Genomic DNA, 17,316 nt, shown 5'->3' on the forward strand with positions numbered 1-17,316 from the left:
GGGGGAAAACAGTATGTTGAGTTTAGATCACCGATTTGATTTTCATGGTCAGTCGGTCGCATGGGGTGTGATTGGTGATGGGGAGCCACTTGTTCTTATACATGGCACCCCATTCTCTTCACAGGTTTGGCGACGGATTGCGCCCGCACTTGCGGGTAAGTGGCGTGTTTTTTATTTCGATCTGCTGGGGTATGGCGAGTCAGAGAAAAGAGAGGGACAAGATGTTTCCTTGGCGGTTCAAAATGAACTTCTGGCTGCCCTGTTTGGTTATTGGAAATTGAAGGCCCCAGCGGTTCTTGCCCATGATTTCGGTGGGGCGACAGCTTTGCGGGCGCATTATCTTAATGAACTGATGTATTCGCAATTAACGCTGGTTGATCCTGTGGCCTTGGCGCCTTGGGGTTCTCCGTTTGTTCAGCATGTTCGCAAATTTGAAGAGGCTTTTGCTAAGATGCCGGGCTATATGCACGACGCCTTATTAGAAGTTTATTTACAGGGAGCTGCTTTCAATAAACTTAATTGTGATTCTCTTAGAATCTATATGGAGCCGTGGCAGGGAAAAATCGGGCAGCCTGCGTTTTACCGGCAAATTGCACAAATGAATGAGATCTATACTGATGAAGCTTCCCAGTACTATGGGGGCATGGACTTCGATGTGAAATTATTGTGGGGGCAAGAGGATCAATGGATTCCAGTCTCTCAGGGCAAGAAATTGGCAGATAAAATTACGGGTGGACAGATGATAATTGTCCCCAATTCAGGTCATTTAATGCAAGAAGACCATCCGGAAGCAATCCTTGCGGCGATGCTTTGAATGGTAAGTCGTCGTCGTTATTGCCGATGCTATTCATCTTGGGCGAATACCATTAATTAGGTACAGCCTGTACCTAATTAATGGTTATATTTTTCTAAAGTATTATTAATCTACCTTTTTAATGTAGTATTGACTTAATTAAGTTATTAGTTAATTGTTGTGTATGGATAGATTCTCTGCTCTTGCCGAACCAAACCGTAGACGCATGATTGAGTTGATTGCAAGTAATGGTGAAATGGCATCAACCGACATTAGTAATAGATTTGAGATCAGTGCTTCGGCTGTTTCCCAGCACTTAAAAGTGTTGCGTGAGGCCGACCTCGTGCGCATGGAAAAACGAGCACAGCAACGAATTTATCGTATCAATCCAGATGGCATTGATGAAATGTGGGAATGGCTCAACGGAATGCGACAATATTGGAATGATCGTTTCGATGCTCTGGATACGCTCTTGCATAAAGAAAAGGACACTTAATATGACTTATGTTGATGGATTTGTTGCTGCTGTACCAAATAAGAATAAAGAGGCTTACCTTAAACATGCGCAAATAGCCTCAAAAGTTTTTAAAGAATATGGAGCCTTAAAGGTGGTGGATTGTTGGGGGGAAGATGTCCCTGATGGAAAGCACACTTCTTTTCCGCTTGCCGTCAAAAAAGAAGTAGATGAGACGGTACTTTTTGGTTGGATTATTTGGCCGGATAAAACGACACGCGATACGGCTATGCAAAAAGCAATGGAAGACCCTCGTATGCAAGAAAAAGAAAACCCAATGCCTTTTGATGGAAAACGCCTGATTTATGGCGGGTTCGAAATGATGTTTGAGGTATAATGTGAGCCAAAAAGACATAGCTGCTGGTGTCGTGCACGAGCTTCCTGAAGATTTAAAACAGGCTTTATTGGCAGATTCCAAGGCTTTGGACACTTGGGAAGATATCACACCTCTTGCGCGAAATGAGTGGATTTGCTGGATAGAAGATGCAAAGAAACCGGAAACTCGTAATAAACGTATAAGTTGGGGGACCTCTGATTTGTATAAGGGCAAACGCCATCCTTGTTGTTGGGCAGGCTGTCCACATAGAAAAAAGGGTGAGTGATATGTCGCAAACACAAACACAGGCATTCGAACAGGCCGAATTCACCCTCGTTATTGAGCGAATATTTGATGTACCAAGAGAAAAAATTTGGATGGCTTGGACAGATCATGACATCAGAATGCAATGGCTGTCACCCAAAGATTTTTCTGTTGTTCAGGATGAAGGCTGCATTCAGACAGACAAAGCTTATAAGGCGTGTATGATCAATTCTGAAGGCAAAGAAAGCCGTTATGCGGGGGAGTACCGGGAGGTTAAAGAACCGGAAAAGCTTGTATTTACACATGTATGGCAAAATGACACCTGTGGTATTCCTGATATTGAAACGGTATGCACTGTCCTTCTTGAAGAGATAGAAGTCGGCAAAACCAAAATGACATTCATTCAAACAGGGCTTCGTTCTGAAGACGCACGCATCAGCCACAAAGGTGGCTGGAATGAATGCTTTGATAAGCTACAGATTTTGGGGAAATAGCAGTAAATACCTAATCTGGGTGCAGATTGCTGTGTTGATGTGAAATGTAACTCATTGTAAAGGGCAAAGAACTTAATGGATCGGGAATTGATCACAATGATCATTCCCGCTTTCTTTCAGCCTTGATTGTGTTTTTACGAGGTTGCTTTTCTTCGTATGTTTTTGGGCTTGTGGCTTCGCAATATGTCGAGCGAAGCCAATAGTGCTCCCCCGACAATTAGCAGGCAAGCAATAGCAATGGTCCAGCTTGCTTGGGCCAAGCCGACAGCAACCAATAATAAGGTGCTGAGAAGTGGTGCGCCATAAGATAGAGCGCCCAGCACTTGGATCTCACCATGTTTTGTGCCGTAATCCCAGACAAAAAAGGCAAGTCCAACGGGGCCTAAGCCAAGGGCCAGGATTGCGAGCCATTGTGTTTCTGTCGGCGGTACCCAAGTTTCCGTGCCTAGATGGAAAACAAGACCTAGCAAAGCCGTCGCACCGCAAAACCCCGTGACAGCATCACTTGGAACTTCTTTGAATTTTCGGTTAAGAACAGAATAGCCTGACCAAGTCAGTGCACATGCTATAGCTGCCAGATATCCCATGTAGTGATCTGTATTCCACGACAGGTTTTGTCCTTTGGCGACAATCAGGACAGCACCGGCCAGCCCGATAAGAGTACCGGCTACATGAAACCAGTATAGCTTCTCTCCTGGTAACAGGGCAGAGAAAAAAACGATGAGTAGGGGCCAGAGATAGGCGATCAAACTGGCTTCAACGGCTGGGGCATTGTGCAAGGCGATGAAGTAAAACAGGTGATAGCCAAAGAGGCCACCGACAGAAACAATCCATACAATGGGTTTTTGCTTTAAACTTTTAAAAGAACTCCTTCCTTTACAGGCCAAAAGTATAAACCCAGATACAAAAGCAATAAAGAATGTGAGGGCTAAGAGCTGGAAGGGGGGGATACCTTTTGCCCATGTGGTGAAAAGTGCCAGAAGAGCCCACAAAAGAATAGCAATCGTACCAATAATAGTGGCGCGTATATGATGACTTGGTGTGGTTGTCATTTCTGCCTGTTCCTAAGTGGTGGGTCAAAGATAAGGCTAGGAATGTAAAGATCTTCACGGAAATGTCTTGTTCTAGATTCTGTTTGTTTGGACCGAAAGTCTGATTCAGAGCACGTTATGGTGTGTGCGGTCATTTCCGGGTGTTATGCCAAAGTTGTTCCGGTAAGAGCGGCTAAAGCTACTTTGGTCTGAATAGCCAACATCTTGGGCGATCTGCACAAGAGGCAGTTTTGTATTTAGAACGAGCTGTCGGGCGTGTTCCAGTTTCAGGTTGGTTTGAAATTTTTGCGGTGAATAACCCAGGTAATTACTAAAAAGAGCGTGCAAATGGCTAACTGAAAGACAGGCTTTGTTAGCGATATCTTGTGATGACAGCTTTCTGGTGTGGTTCTGTTTGATAAATTTCAAAGCGGTTTGTAGCTTTTGGGGTAATTTGTCCTCAGCAGAATTATTGCGGTCGGCCAAGGCTAGCAAAAATAGTTTTATGCTCTGTTCGCCGATTGAACTCAGTGTTTGGTTATTGAGCTCAGTCGTTGTAAATTTGCTAAGATTTAAAAGCCCGTCATCCAAGGGAAAGAGAATTTGATTGTGAGCGCGATCCCAGAGTGAATTCAATTCGGGCATGTAATTGGCGTCGTTGAAGTCAAAGTCAACAACGGTGAAGCTATTGGGATTTACCCCCCGAAATGCATGAGTGTCATTGGCCGTGACTATCGCGACTTGATCTATTCTTGCCACTCCCGAGGATTGTTCAGCCTCCAGCTCCAATTCTCCCTTATGTGGGATAATCAGCTGGTGAAAAGCACTGTGGCTATGACTTTTAAAGTCACTTGTATAGGTTCGACGGTTTGCTCTCATCACTATATTTTATCAGGGTGAACAGCAAAGCCAAGCTATGTTGTTCAAAGCGTTGTGTACTCTTTTGTGCGCTACTTTAACAAAGATGTTCTGGACGAGGTGTTGATAAAACTGATTATCTTCTTAATCACAAGTTAAAACAATTTCGTATAATATATGTTATTCTCGTTGATCATATTGCTAAAGAGCAAAGGTGAGATTTGATTGTTTCGTGATCTGTAATCAAAGTGTGCGATTACTATGAACTGGTTGGTGTCTATGAGAGTGTGTGGATATGGGGCTGTATTTTACCTGCTGTTAAGCTTGCTCTTTGTTCCTGCACAGGCGCAAAATATATATACAGAAAATTTTCCACCTTATAACTATCAGGTTGATGGAAAATTATCGGGATTATCCAGTAAAATTATCCAGCAAATGGCCCGTGAAATAGGGGCTGAGCCTGCCATCACCTTCTTGCCTTGGTCAAGAGCCTATAAATATGCAAAAGAGAGGGCGAATACCGGTATTTTCTCTATTGTCCGTGTTCCCCCAAGAGAAGCTGACTTTCAATGGGTTGGACCTATTGAGACTGTAAATATGGGGATATATACATCTGAACTTAACGATAATGAATACTTTGGAGAAAATGAAGAACGATTAGAGCAGGCCAAGGAGGCTGTTAGTGTCGGGGTGCAACGAGGAGGCGCAGCGGAAAAAATTCTCACGTCAATGGGATTCAAAAATTTGTATCATTCAGCAACGACGCGCAAAGCTATCCTTAGGTTGATTGATCATCGATACGAACTGTTGGCACTTGATGGCAATTATTTAAAGTTTATATTAGAAGCTGAAAATATTCCGCTATCGCGTATTCGAAGGGTTGCGGATATCGGCGAGTTTGATCTCTATCTGGCTTTTTCAAACAGTACGCCAACGGAAGACGTTGAAAAATGGCAACAGGCATTGGATATAATTAGAAGTCGCTCTCTTGATGAGAAACAAGATCTAATGAATTAATGCCTTACCATTTTAAATTGATCATAGGCGCAAGCCGAAACCTTACCTTTGTACAAATAATGTGGTGGCGATATTACGGCAACAACTGTGATTTCTGCGTTATAAAAACAATGAGTTTTTTAACTTACAAGAGCGTGCCACTCTTGCTCAGTCAGGGTTTTGACACCCAAATCAGCAGCTTTTTTCAGTTTGGAACCTGCGTCTGCACCAGCTACAACGTAATCAGTTTTTTTCGATACAGATCCTGACACTTTTGCACCAAGGCTTTCTGCCTTTGCTTTGGCTTCGTCTCGGGACATTGTTTGAAGCTTGCCTGTGAAAACAACTGTTTTTCCTGTTACAGGTGAATCAGAGCTGATTTCGAGGATAAATTCTTCAACGCTTATTTGCGCTTTCAGGTCTGTAATGACTTCCTGATTATGAGGCTCATTAAAGAAGGCAATCAGGTCGCCAGCCATGGACGCGCCGATGCCGTCAATAGACAGTAATTCTTGTAGAGCATCACTTTCCGGATCATGGGAAAGTCGTGTAATTTCTTCTATTCGTTCCAAGGTACCGTAGGTTTTTGCCAATAATTTGGCAGTGGCCTGACCGATTTGCGGAATACCGAGAGCAAAGATAAAGCGGTCAAGACCGATCGTTCTTTTGCTTTCTATGGCGTTATACAGTTTTTCTACTGATTGCCGCCCCCAACCGGGTTGGTTACGCAGAGGAGTCAAGCTTCTGCGGTCATTTTCAGCCAGTCGGAACAGGTCTGCTGGTGACTTAATGGTGCCTTGTTCAAAGAAGAATTTTATCTGTTTGTCACCAAGGCCCTCAATATCAAAGGCGTTCCGGCTGACAAAATGTTTCAGCCGTTCGACGGCCTGTGCGGGGCATATCAACCCCCCTGTGCAACGGGTGACAACCTCGCCTTCTTCTTGTGTGGCCTGTGATCCACATTCTGGGCAGTGATCAGGAAAGGGGTAGGGGACAGAGTCAGCGGGGCGTTTATCAAGTATTACTTCAACGACCTGTGGAATAACATCACCAGCACGCTGGATAACGATGCTATCGCCTTCTCGCACATCCTTCCGTTCTATTTCGTCTCGGTTGTGTAGGGTTGCGCGCGAGACAACAACACCCCCAACAGTAATTGGTTCGAGGTTTGCAACAGGGGTCAGAGCGCCTGTGCGGCCAACTTGGATGGTAATTTCGTTTAGTCGGGTAATGGCCCGTTCAGCCGGAAACTTGTGAGCAATTGCCCATCGTGGTGCGCGACTGACAAAGCCCAAGCGGTCTTGCCAATCAAGGCGGTTAACTTTGTAGACGATACCATCAATCTCATGATTGAGATCGGGGCGGTCGGTCATAATTTGGCGGTAATAATCTAGAACGTCTTCTAATGAAGAACAGATCTGACCGGGATTAACGGGCAGCCCCCAAGCTTCCATTTTCGCCCGGACATCTGTGAGACTTTCACCTAAGGCTTCAGAGGTTTCGCCCCATGCATAGGCGTAGAAATCAAGTGGTCTTGCGGCTGTAATTGCGGGATTAAGCTGCCTGAGTGATCCTGCTGCGGCATTGCGTGGATTGGCAAAAGTTTTTCCACCAGTTGATGCCTGATTTGCATTAAGTTCCAGAAAACGGTCCCGACGCATATAGACTTCACCGCGAACTTCAACAACATCAGGATAGGAGGAACCTGAAAGTTTGTGCGGGATACAGGCAATGGTTTTGACGTTTTCTGTGATATTTTCTCCAACAGCACCATCACCACGGGTTGCAGCCTGTACAAGGATACCCTTTTCATAGCGGATAGAACAGGAAAGCCCGTCAATCTTGGGTTCCGCAAATATATTTACATTCTCGTCTTTGCTGAGACCAAGGAAGCGTCTGATGCGGGCGAGAAATTCAGAAACATCTTCGTCAGCAAAGGCATTTCCAAGAGATAGCATGGGGACGCTGTGTTTTACCTTTCCAAAACCGGAAGAGGGCGCAGAACCTACTTTGTGGGTTGGGCTGTCTTCGCGGACAAGATTTGGAAATGCTTTTTCAATAGCTTCGTTCCGACGCCTTAGAATGTCGTATTCGGCGTCAGTCAGTTCAGGCTCATCATTTTGATAATAAAGCGCATCGTGATGTGCTATTTCCTTGGCAAGATATGCCAGCTCTTTCGTGGCTTCTTCAGCGCTTAACCTTTCCGTCTCTGGATCAAAGAGAGAGAATGTAGAGATGTCTTTGGTCAAGGTATTTATCCTAAAAGGCTATCAGCTGCTGAACGTGCTTCATTTGTTATTTCTGCACCAGAGAGCATGCGGGCGACTTCTTCACGACGTTCTTCGTTGCTTAAATGGAAAACGGTAGTGGTGGTCTGATCCGCTTTTGATGACTTCGCGACTTTGAGGTGTTGTACACCTTTTGCCGCGACTTGGGGGCTGTGTGTAATAACCAGAATCTGTCGCTCATCAGCAAGGCGGGATAAACGTTCCCCAACTGCGTGGGCTGTGGCACCGCCGATCCCTGCATCCACTTCGTCAAAGACAAGACAGTCAACCGGGCTGACCTTTGCCATAACTACTTTCAAGGCAAGTAGGAACCGCGCGAGTTCACCGCCGGATGCTATTTTACCTAAGGGTCCGGGTGTCGAGCCAGAGTTCGTGGCAACCAAGAAAGCAACCTGATCCCATCCGTGTTGGCCCCAGTTTTCTTCTGGCTGGATAATGAGTGATGTCTGAAAAATAGCACGTTCTAGCTTTAATGGAGGTAATTCATTGTTGATTGCTAAATCAAGCTCGGTCGCTTTTTTGTGTCGGGATTTACTTAAATTTTCAGCTGCTTTGACGTACTTACTTCTGGCTTCTTCACACAAGCGATCAAGTTCCTGCAAATGTTCATTGCCAGTGTCGATCAGCTTTAACTGTTCTGCGATGGTATCTCTTACGGTGGCCAGTTCTTCGGGTTCTACGCGGTGTTTGCGCGCGAGATCTTGGTAGAGAAAGTAACGTTCTTCTGTTTCTTGAAGGCGTGTTGGATCAAGATCTAAATCGTTTGAGATATCTTGCAGAGAACCGAGAGCATCCTGTACTTCAAATGTTGCACGGTCCAGCGCTTCTATAACAGGTTGCAGCTTTTCGCCTACATTTTCTGGCGTTGTTGTCAGATACCGCTGGGCTTCAGCAAGAGAGTTTTCAGCGCCACCGATGCCATTGTCACCGCTAAGTTCCAGAGTACAGGCATTCATAGCCTCTATAAGTTTTTCACTGTGGATCAGTAACTGTCTTTGTGATGATAGCGAGGCTAATTCGTCCTCTATCGGAGAGAGTGTATCTAGTTCTTCCAGGGAGTGACGAAGGAATGTTTCTTCCCGTTGAGCCTGAGCCAGCTTTTCATCAGCTTCAGATCGTTCTTTTACAAAGCGTTGCCACTTTTGCCAAAGTGCTGCTGTTTCAGAAGCTAGGTGATCGTTGTCACTTGCGGCATCGAGTAGGTTTCTGTGGTTGCTTTGATCTAAAAGGCCACGTTGTTCAAACTGGCCCTGTATTTCGATCAGTAAATCGCCTGCTTGCCTGAGAAGATTGGCTGAAACAGGTGTATCATTAATATAGGCGCGGCTTCTGCCATCAGCGTTTAGGACCCGTCTAAAAACAAGTAGGTCATCCTCTACGGAGACATCTTTTTCCTTGAGAAAATCAAAAACGGGGTGTGTTTGGGCCGGATCAAAAACTGCAGATACGGTTGCTTTGTCTGTTCCTTGACGGACCAGTCGTGATTCTGCTCGGGCGCCAAGTGCGAGCCCCAGTGAATCCAGTAAAATTGATTTACCCGCTCCGGTCTCACCTGTCAGGACACAAAGACCATTTTCAAAGGAGAGTTCAAGGCGGTCAATCAAGACGACATTGCTGATAGAAAGATTCAGCAGCATGGAGCATCTACCCCTAGAGAATGGAATCCCAAACTTCAGAAATCCAAGAACCATCTTTTTCTTCAGGTTCCAGATCTTGCCCTGTCAAGAGCGCGTAGCTGTCTTGGTACCAGCGTTCACCGGGGAAGTTATGCCCCAGGACCGAAGCGGTCGCTTGTGCCTCATCAATAATACCAAGCGCAAGATAGGCTTCCACAAGACGGTGTAATGCCTCTGGCACATGCGTGGTTGTCTGGTATTGACCAATCACCATTCTGAAACGGTTAATAGCAGCGAGGTATTCTTTACGATTGAGATAAAAACGACCAATGGTCATTTGCTTTCCGGCTAAGTGGTCGTTTGCCAGATCAACTTTTAACTGGGCATCGCGCGCATATTTACTATCAGGGAACCTGCGGACAACATCTCTTAGTGAGGTGAGGGCATCGCGAGTCATCTTTTGGTCGCGGCCAACATCTGAGATTTGCTCGTAATAACAAAGAGCTTTCAGGTAATAGGCGTAGGGTGTATCGCGGTTTCCCGGATGCAGATCAATAAAGCGGTCCAGTGCACTGATTGCGTCGTCGTATTTATTTTCGGAATAGAGAGCAAAAGCGGCCATAAGTTGTGCTTTTGATGCCCAGACTGAATAGGGATGTTGGCGTTCTACTTCGTCAAACAGTCTGGCAGCATCTTCATTTTCACCCGCTTTCAGGGCATTGTTGGCGCTATTATATAGCTCCTCAACGGGACGCTCCTCATAGACTGGCTTTTCGTCCGAGCTACAGGCAGCTAAAGACGCCACCAGGGATGCCGCTAGAAAAACTTGTTTACAGGATTTATCAATTTGTTGTCCGAAGAGACGGAAATTCATTTTAGGTAACTCTTTATCCAAAACCAAATTACGCATTCCCAAATTACTCATTCGGGCTTAATCCACTGGCAAACTACACGGTAAATCATGCCAATGGTAGGGGTATAACCACAGCACTATAAGGCTTCAAACTCTTGTCCTCAAGCATCCTAAAGATAACTTGATAGCAAAGTCGTGAAAAAAATTATTTTAAGGGTGTAAGAAATGAAAAAAGCCCAGAAATTCCGGGCTTTAACGATGGTGCTGTAAAAGATGAATTAAACCGAAGCAGCGACTGCACGTTCTGGTGCAACATAGCTGGAATTTACAGGAATGTTACTTTCGTTGGTCGGCAAAGTGGCCCATTCCCAAGCGCTGTTGTCAGAAAGAAGCTGTTTTACCAAGCGATATGTCTGGGCATGCCCACTTTTGATGCCGTGGTAGTGACCGATAATCGGTGCACCGGCAAGGAACAGATCCCCGATAGAATCCAGAATTTTATGACGGACAAACTCGTTGCCATACCGAAGGCCGCCTTCGTTCATAATCGTATCACCATCAATAACGATGGCATTGTCTAGGGAACCGCCGCGGGCAAGGCCCATTTTCCGAAGTTGATCTGCTTCATGCAGGAAGCCAAAAGTGCGTGCACGGCTAACTTCCTGTTTGTAGTGGTCAGGACGAACTTCCATAAAGAGTTCTTGGTGACCGATTGCTTGTGTATCAAAGTCAATTTCGAAACTGACGGAGAAACCTTCAGCAGGGCTAAGGATACCTGAACGCGTTTCTTCGTCGTCACGTACTTCTTTAAGAATGCGTATGGCACGCTTTGGTGCGTTTTGTTCAACAACACCTGCGCATTCAATTAAAAAGACAAACGGGGATGAACTGCCGTCCATTACAGGCACTTCACAGGCATTAATGTCTATGCGACAGTTATCGATACCAAAGCCGGCAAGTGCTGACATAAGGTGTTCGATGGTGCCAATTTTTACATCGTCTTTCACGAGAGTTGTGCAAAGAGGAGATTCAATGGCGTATTCCCAAGTTGCTGGGATGATAGCGCCTTTTCCGGCTACGTCGGTGCGGTGGAAAACAATGCCACTACCCGGCTCAGCAGGATGAAGCGTCATAACAACATTGTCGCCAGAGTGTAGCCCGACACCAGAGCAATTAATTGCACTTTTGAGTGTCTTTTGTTTCTGTACACGATTAGCAGATGTGTTGGTTTTCATGAGTACGCTTCGTTTGTTAGTTAATCCCCCCGGAGCAGCCGAACTGTTCATCCGATAAAATGCAACAAGGGAACGATAGCTCGTCCCCCTGTTTCTAACAAATCACTGTTTGTTTCAGTATGTTACGAAATGTAACGTACTCTGAAATATTTGCTCTTAATTCGCCTGACGCCGCAGAAATGCTGGGATATCCAAAAGGTCTTCTTCGGCAGAAGGTGTCTGAAGTCGATCTTGAGGGTCTAAGCCAGTCAGTCTTGGCTGCTGGCTTGGCTTTTGGGCGTTGCCAGATGCTGGCGATTCGGATGGTGCTGCCGCTGGTGCCACAGCTGTCGCTGTTTGTGCGTTTACAGTTGCTTTCCCCATCTGAAGTTCGTCTTGTTCTTCTGACTGTGTCGCAGCTTGAAGAGCACGGGCCGCACCGCCAGTGATACGTCCAAACAAGCCGCGACCTTTTTTGGACGCGTCTTCGTGTTTATCAGTTCCGTTAGCTAGGGCAGCAGCTGCAAAAGGATCAGCTTTCTGACCTGTAACCTGTGGGGCCGCCGGCTTTTGGTTTGCAACAGTGGTTGGTGTCGGGGCAACAAAGGTGTCGTTCTTGATTTCAGCTTGTGGTGCTGTCGCGGAAACTGGCTGAGTATCTGCTTCACTGCGTGTGATTGCTGATTCGATGCTCGTCTGTGACGGGCCTGTTTCAATAACAGGTTGAGCCGCAGGTTCTACACTTGCCGCAGCGGGTGGTGCCAAAGGTGCGGCTGGCTGAGGTGTTTCAGCCAGAGCAGCCACAGCTTGTTCTTGTTGTGGCTCCGCGGGTGCTTCTGGTGTTACATCCAATGGCGCGGGCGGTGCTTTGAATTCTTTTGTTGCAGCAGGGCGAATATTTTTCATTGATTCTGCATCAATACCTGTCGCAACAACGGATACCCGCATGGTGCCTTCCATATTCGGATCGTAGGTAGAGCCAAAGATGATGTTTGCTTCTGGATCAACTTCGTCACGGATACGATTTGCAGCTTCATCCACCTCAAACAATGTGAGGTCGGGTCCACCAGTGATGTTGATCAGAACGCCACGTGCGCCTTTCATGGACACTTCGTCGAGAAGCGGGTTGGAAATAGCAGCTTCGGCGGCATCCATTGCACGGCTTTCGCCATCGGCTTCGCCCGTTCCCATCATGGCTTTGCCCATTTCGGTCATTACAGCGCGAATATCAGCAAAGTCGAGGTTGATTAGGCCTGGCATAACCATAAGGTCGGTGACGCCACTTACACCAGAGCGCAAAACATCATCCGCCATTTTAAAGGCATCAGCGAAAGTTGTTTTTTCGTTGGCAATTCTGAACAGGTTCTGGTTTGGAATGATGATCAGCGTATCAACATATTGCGCTAGTTCTTCGATGCCTTTTTCGGCAAGGCGCATGCGGTGTACGCCTTCGAAATGAAAAGGTTTGGTCACAACGCCGACAGTCAAAATACCCGCATCACGGGCTGATTTTGCAATTACTGGTGCTGCACCTGTCCCGGTGCCGCCACCCATGCCAGCGGTGATGAAGACCATGTTCGAGCCTTCGAGGTGACCAAGGATTTCATCCATGGCTTCTTCTGCGGCAGCTTGCCCAATGTCTGGGCGTGACCCGGCGCCAAGGCCCTGGGTAATGTTTCTGCCGAGCTGGATCGTGCGCTCACATGATGACTGCGCGATTGCTTGCGCGTCGGTATTTGCTATCAAAAACTCGACACCCTCCAGATTACTCTGGATCATGTTGTTTACAGCATTACCGCCTGCACCACCGACCCCTATAACAGTAATCTGAGGGGTCAGTTCGGAATCAACTGGTGGTACATCTAAATTTAAAGCCATCACTAACCTCCGTTGCACGCCGACTCGGCGCATTCGTTTGTCAAGTTGTACTATAAAGTAGTGGAATCAGTCGAGCTAATTCCTAACTTTTTATTAAAAATTTTCACTAAACCACTTCCCAAACTTGTTTATGAAGTTCTGAGGCTGAGTCTCCTCGGGGGTTTTCTCGGTCTGAACATCATTGTGGGCAATGGTTGCGTAGGTCAAAAGACCTGCGCAGGTAGAGAAGCTTGGGCCGCCAGTAGCGTCGGCCAAACCGTTTATGCGTATTGGTCTACCGATCCGAACCTGCTTGTCGAGAATTAAGCTGGCGAGATCTGGAAGACCTGGAAGCTGGCTGGCGCCCCCGGTTAAAACAACCCGTCGTCCGCCGATTTTGTCAAAACCACTCATTTCCAGTTTTGAACGGACGATTTCAAAGGTTTCTTCTAGTCTTGGCTGTATAATGCCGACCAGAAGAGATCTTGGAACTTGCTGTGGTTGGCTACCAGCTTCTTCACCAACCTGTGGAACATCAATCATTTCTCGTTCGTCTGTCACTGTCGCAACAGCATGACCGTACAAGGTCTTCATGCGTTCAGCTTCAGCAACAGGTGTGGAAAGCCCGCGTGCAACATCATTTGTTACATGGTGACCTCCAACAGGAATCACGTCACTAAAGACCAGCTTTCCTTCGCTGAAGACCGCGATGGATGTTGTGGTGCCCCCCATATCAACCAAGGTGACACCGAGTTCCATTTCATCGTCGACCAGACAGGCAAGGCCGGATGCATATGGGGTAAGGACAAAGCTCAGGGGATCTAGGTGACAGCGTTTGACACAGGTGGTTAGGTTTCGCAAAGAATTTGCCGCTGCTGTAATAAGGTGCATTGTCACGCCCAGCATCTCGCCGTGCATTCCCCGTGGGTCTTTGACACCTCGGTTCCCGTCGAGGGTAAAACCCGTCGGCAGAGAGTGAATGAGTTGACGCCCTTGTTCCGGGTTGCCTTCCGGGCCTTGAATTTTACTGGCATGGTCAAGGGCCTGCTTTAAATCTGTCTCGGTAACTTCATGACCATTAATAGCAACTTCCAGATTGATGTTGTGGGATGTTGGCGACCCGCCAGAAAGATTTACGAGTACAGTATTGACCGTTTCACTTGCCATTTGTTCAGCAGAATGTACCGCATTGAGTATGGAATCTTCCAAAGCTTCCATATCAACAATGTTGCCGCTTTTCATGCCATGGCTGGCCTGTTGCCCAATACCGATCACTTTTGGCGGGTTATCGCCATCCATTTGGGCTATGAAGCAGCAGATCTTGCTGCTGCCAACATCAATGGCCGCAATTGTTCCATGTTTAATGGCCCCGGGGCTCCGCTTCATGATTGGCGGTTTCCTTGGGTAGAAGGTAGCGTCGTTATGTTTGTCCGAAAACGTGGGGACAGTGCCATTAAGTTTTCTTTCCTTTTACTTTCTTGGTTTTGTTTTTCTCTGACCCGCCAGATGTTCTGACGATGAGACGGTCTCTCAGGCGTAAATCAACGACGATAACGTCGCGTTCCAAAACGCCTTCGTCCCGTTCAATGCGGGCAAAGAATGACCAGGCGTCACTTGCGTCTTCTTCAGGAAGTTGGACGTCAACACCATTGTTAAGGCGGATGTTCCAACGGCGACCGCTAACACGAACGGCCGCTTTTACACGGTTGCCGAGTTCGGGCTCACTTTCGATAAGGGCGAGAACTTCGCGGGCGTGATCAGGTGCGTCCGGTCCAACGATAAGAGGGAGCTTTGCAAATTTATTGGCCTTGGCAGATGTGATCACTTCGCCGCTTTGATCGATGACGTGAAGAACACCTTCTTCTTGCCATAGCGCAAGAGGTTCTCTTTCCTCTAGGCTAACGTAAATAACATCGGGAAGGCGACGTTCAACGATAGCTCTCTTCACCCAAGGTAATTCCTCAAGATCCGCTTTTGCCTGTTCGGGAGAAAAGGATAAAATCGGGGTGCCGCGCTCGACGTCCAGCTTGCTTAGAATAGCCGCAGCGTTACTTCTTTTGCGACCTTCGACGAGGACATCTTCAACGGATAACCCGGCGTCTGCTGTCATGCCGTGAAAATCTTCAATGCTTTGATCAATTTTTTCCGGGATCCAGCCGTTTGTCCACAGGACAGTGACGAGACCAACAGTTGCAACAAGGCTTCCTGCCGCTGTGCCCCAGAAAACTTTCCGCCAATTAGTGTCACGAAAAGGAATTTTACTCCTTTTCTGAGGTCTTTTACGTCTGCGGGTGGTTTTTTTATTACTACTCATAGCTCCTCCTTGTTCCCCAAGGCTTCTTGGACCATCCAGGAACAGAGTTCAGAGAAAGAAATACCGATATGTTTGGCCTGTTCGGGAACCAGACTGAGATCGGTCATTCCGGGCTGAGTGTTGGTTTCCAGATAATAGAGTTTGCCATCACCATTGGCTGTGTCGTCGTATCTGAAATCGCTTCGGCTTACCCCGGCACAGCCAAGGATTTGGTGTGATTTGAGTGCAGCATCCATTGCTTCTTGATAAATCGTCTCGGGAATAGGTGCGGGAACTATATGATCCGTTTTGCCCTCGGTATATTTGGCTTCGTAATCATAAAAGCCTTCTTTGGGGGAAAGCTCTGTAACTGCAAGGGGTTTGTTACCCATGACAGCAACAGTCAATTCGCGTCCGGGAATATAACGTTCAACCATTATGTCGCCGGCAAATCCGAGATCTTCGCGCGTCGTTGCAATGTGATTATCGCCTTCGAAGACAATGTGAACGCCGACGGACGAGCCTTCGCTTAAAGGTTTAATCACATAAGGTCGGGGCAGAGGATCGCCCGCGACCAGATCTTTTGCTTGAATGCTTTTGCTTTCGGGGACACGGACACCAACTTGTTCGACCATAGCCTTAGCGCGTTCTTTGTGCATGGCAAGGGCAGAACTTAAAACTTTGGAATGAGTATAGGGAATAGATAAGAGTTCAAGAAGACCCTGGACACAACCGTCTTCACCCCATTGCCCGTGGAGTGCGTTGAAAACGACAGTCGCGTTGCTTTCCTGTAGTTGGGCGATCAATGCCGGGATGTCTTGGGAAACATCTATCTCGGATACTGTGTAACCAGCCTCGCGTAATGCCTCAGCACAGGCAGCACCACTGGCAAGAGATACGTCTCGCTCAGCTGAAAAACCACCTTTTAGTAATGCGACATGACACGTCATAAATGTTTCTTCCTTTATATCTTTCTAGTGTTCGCCAGTTTTATGATTTGGTGCTTTGTGCCCAAGGCGCTTAATTTCCCAGTGCAGTTCAATACCAGAAGTTTCCTTAACTCGTTTTCTGACTTCTTCGCCGAGATTTTCAAGATCGCTCGCGGATGCTTTGTCATTGTTAATTAGAAAATTACAATGCTGTTCAGATACTTGAGCGTCACCAATCTTAAGGCCTCGGCAGCCTGCTTTGTCGATTAGCTGCCATGCTTTGTTATCTACCGGATTTTTGAACGTACTTCCGCCTGTGCGAGACTTGATGGGTTGCGTGCTGCCCCGTGCATCCTGAATTTCCTTCATTCTGGCGGCAATCTCATCCAGATTGCCTGCTGTTCCAGCAAAACAAGCGCGAACAAAAATCCACTCTTCTCCTAAGCCGCAATGACGGTACGCATAATCCAACTGATCTGGTGTAAAGCGTTTCAAGTTTCCTGAAAGGTCGATTGCTTCGGCCCAAACCAGAATGTCTTTTGTCTCACGTCCATAAGCCCCGGCATTCATGCGTAACGCACCGCCAATTGTGCCGGGAACGCCACAGAGGAATTCCAGTCCAGCAATGGCAGCTTTCATTGCTGTTTTCGAGACCTTCACATCTAAAGCCGCGGCACCTGTAATAATCTTATTTTCTGTTTCGTCAGATGTTTCTACCTTGGCAAAAGCTGGCCCTAGACGAATAACAACACCGGGAATACCGCCGTCGCGGATCAATAAGTTTGACCCGACCCCGATGACAAGTACTGGTGTTTCTGCGGGTTTTTTCTTTAGAAAGTGAATCAGATCGTCCTGATCTGCTGGTGTATAGAGCACATCTGTTGGTCCCCCGACCTTAAACCAGGTGACCTTTGCTAATTGCGCATCAGTCTTATAGCTGCCCCTGACTTGGGGCAGGCTATGTATAAGATGGTTTTCTGAGGGGACTTGTTGAGACATG

The 17,316-nt window shown here is 47.0% G+C and carries 17 protein-coding genes; 6 read left to right on the top strand and 11 right to left on the bottom strand.

Going from position 1 to position 17,316, the window contains the following annotated elements; genetic code table 11:
* Positions 1-13 precede the first annotated feature (13 nt).
* The 5 genes from ACN0QW_RS15275 to ACN0QW_RS15295 all read left to right on the top strand — a co-directional run bounded on the left by ACN0QW_RS15275 (position 14) and on the right by ACN0QW_RS15295 (position 2,381).
* Positions 14-814, top strand: a complete 801-nt coding sequence (locus ACN0QW_RS15275; RefSeq protein WP_417432515.1) for an alpha/beta fold hydrolase — start codon at positions 14-16, stop codon at positions 812-814.
* A 163-nt stretch (positions 815-977) separates the two neighbouring features.
* Complete coding sequence (locus ACN0QW_RS15280; RefSeq protein ID WP_417432517.1) at positions 978-1,289, top strand: ArsR/SmtB family transcription factor; 312 nt, start codon at positions 978-980, stop codon at positions 1,287-1,289.
* A gap of 1 nt (position 1,290) precedes the next feature.
* Positions 1,291-1,644, top strand: coding sequence for a DUF1428 domain-containing protein (locus ACN0QW_RS15285; protein WP_417432519.1), 354 nt, complete (start codon positions 1,291-1,293; stop codon positions 1,642-1,644).
* A 1-nt stretch (position 1,645) separates the two neighbouring features.
* On the top strand, positions 1,646-1,909 hold the full coding sequence (locus tag ACN0QW_RS15290; protein ID WP_417432520.1) for a YdeI/OmpD-associated family protein: 264 nt from the start codon (positions 1,646-1,648) through the stop codon (positions 1,907-1,909).
* Between the two features lies 1 nt (position 1,910).
* On the top strand, positions 1,911-2,381 hold the full coding sequence (locus ACN0QW_RS15295; RefSeq protein ID WP_417432522.1) for an SRPBCC family protein: 471 nt from the start codon (positions 1,911-1,913) through the stop codon (positions 2,379-2,381).
* Between the two features lie 134 nt (positions 2,382-2,515).
* Here ACN0QW_RS15295 and ACN0QW_RS15300 read toward each other — a convergent pair whose 3' ends face one another.
* The gene (locus tag ACN0QW_RS15300) at positions 2,516-3,433 is read right to left on the bottom strand and encodes a DMT family transporter (protein WP_417432523.1); all 918 of its coding nucleotides are present in this window, start codon (positions 3,431-3,433) and stop codon (positions 2,516-2,518) included.
* A gap of 105 nt (positions 3,434-3,538) precedes the next feature.
* On the bottom strand, positions 3,539-4,291 hold the full coding sequence (locus ACN0QW_RS15305; protein WP_417432525.1) for an AraC family transcriptional regulator: 753 nt from the start codon (positions 4,289-4,291) through the stop codon (positions 3,539-3,541).
* A 258-nt stretch (positions 4,292-4,549) separates the two neighbouring features.
* Here ACN0QW_RS15305 and ACN0QW_RS15310 point away from each other — a divergent pair, with 258 nt between their 5' ends.
* Positions 4,550-5,287, top strand: coding sequence for a substrate-binding periplasmic protein (locus tag ACN0QW_RS15310; RefSeq protein WP_417432527.1), 738 nt, complete (start codon positions 4,550-4,552; stop codon positions 5,285-5,287).
* A 119-nt stretch (positions 5,288-5,406) separates the two neighbouring features.
* Here ACN0QW_RS15310 and ligA read toward each other — a convergent pair whose 3' ends face one another.
* The 9 genes from ligA to murB form a co-directional block, all read right to left on the bottom strand.
* Positions 5,407-7,515, bottom strand: coding sequence for an NAD-dependent DNA ligase LigA (gene ligA, locus ACN0QW_RS15315; protein WP_417432529.1), 2,109 nt, complete (start codon positions 7,513-7,515; stop codon positions 5,407-5,409).
* A gap of 5 nt (positions 7,516-7,520) precedes the next feature.
* Positions 7,521-9,191, bottom strand: coding sequence for a DNA repair protein RecN (recN, locus tag ACN0QW_RS15320; protein WP_417432531.1), 1,671 nt, complete (start codon positions 9,189-9,191; stop codon positions 7,521-7,523).
* Positions 9,192-9,204: 13 nt separating this feature from the next.
* Complete coding sequence (locus ACN0QW_RS15325; RefSeq protein ID WP_417432767.1) at positions 9,205-10,044, bottom strand: outer membrane protein assembly factor BamD; 840 nt, start codon at positions 10,042-10,044, stop codon at positions 9,205-9,207.
* 257 nt (positions 10,045-10,301) lie between these two features.
* Positions 10,302-11,258, bottom strand: coding sequence for a UDP-3-O-acyl-N-acetylglucosamine deacetylase (lpxC, locus tag ACN0QW_RS15330; protein ID WP_417432533.1), 957 nt, complete (start codon positions 11,256-11,258; stop codon positions 10,302-10,304).
* Positions 11,259-11,414: 156 nt separating this feature from the next.
* A complete protein-coding gene (ftsZ, locus tag ACN0QW_RS15335; protein WP_417432535.1) occupies positions 11,415-13,115 on the bottom strand; it encodes a cell division protein FtsZ in 1,701 nt (566 codons plus the stop codon).
* Between the two features lie 93 nt (positions 13,116-13,208).
* Positions 13,209-14,480 carry a cell division protein FtsA gene (ftsA, locus tag ACN0QW_RS15340; protein ID WP_417432537.1) on the bottom strand — a complete coding sequence of 424 codons (1,272 nt, stop codon included), beginning with the start codon at positions 14,478-14,480 and terminating at the stop codon, positions 13,209-13,211.
* A 67-nt stretch (positions 14,481-14,547) separates the two neighbouring features.
* Entirely contained in the window at positions 14,548-15,408 is an 861-nt protein-coding gene (locus ACN0QW_RS15345) for a cell division protein FtsQ/DivIB (RefSeq protein WP_299381490.1), read from the bottom strand.
* The gene (locus ACN0QW_RS15350) at positions 15,405-16,337 is read right to left on the bottom strand and encodes a D-alanine--D-alanine ligase (RefSeq protein WP_417432539.1); all 933 of its coding nucleotides are present in this window, start codon (positions 16,335-16,337) and stop codon (positions 15,405-15,407) included. Before ACN0QW_RS15350 ends, ACN0QW_RS15345 begins: the two co-directional genes overlap by 4 nt.
* 24 nt (positions 16,338-16,361) lie before the next feature.
* Positions 16,362-17,315 carry a UDP-N-acetylmuramate dehydrogenase gene (gene murB / locus ACN0QW_RS15355; RefSeq protein WP_417432541.1) on the bottom strand — a complete coding sequence of 318 codons (954 nt, stop codon included), beginning with the start codon at positions 17,313-17,315 and terminating at the stop codon, positions 16,362-16,364.
* Position 17,316 lies beyond the last annotated feature (1 nt).

This window comes from Kiloniella sp. (genome assembly GCF_048259265.1).
GTDB lineage: Bacteria > Pseudomonadota > Alphaproteobacteria > Kiloniellales > Kiloniellaceae > Kiloniella.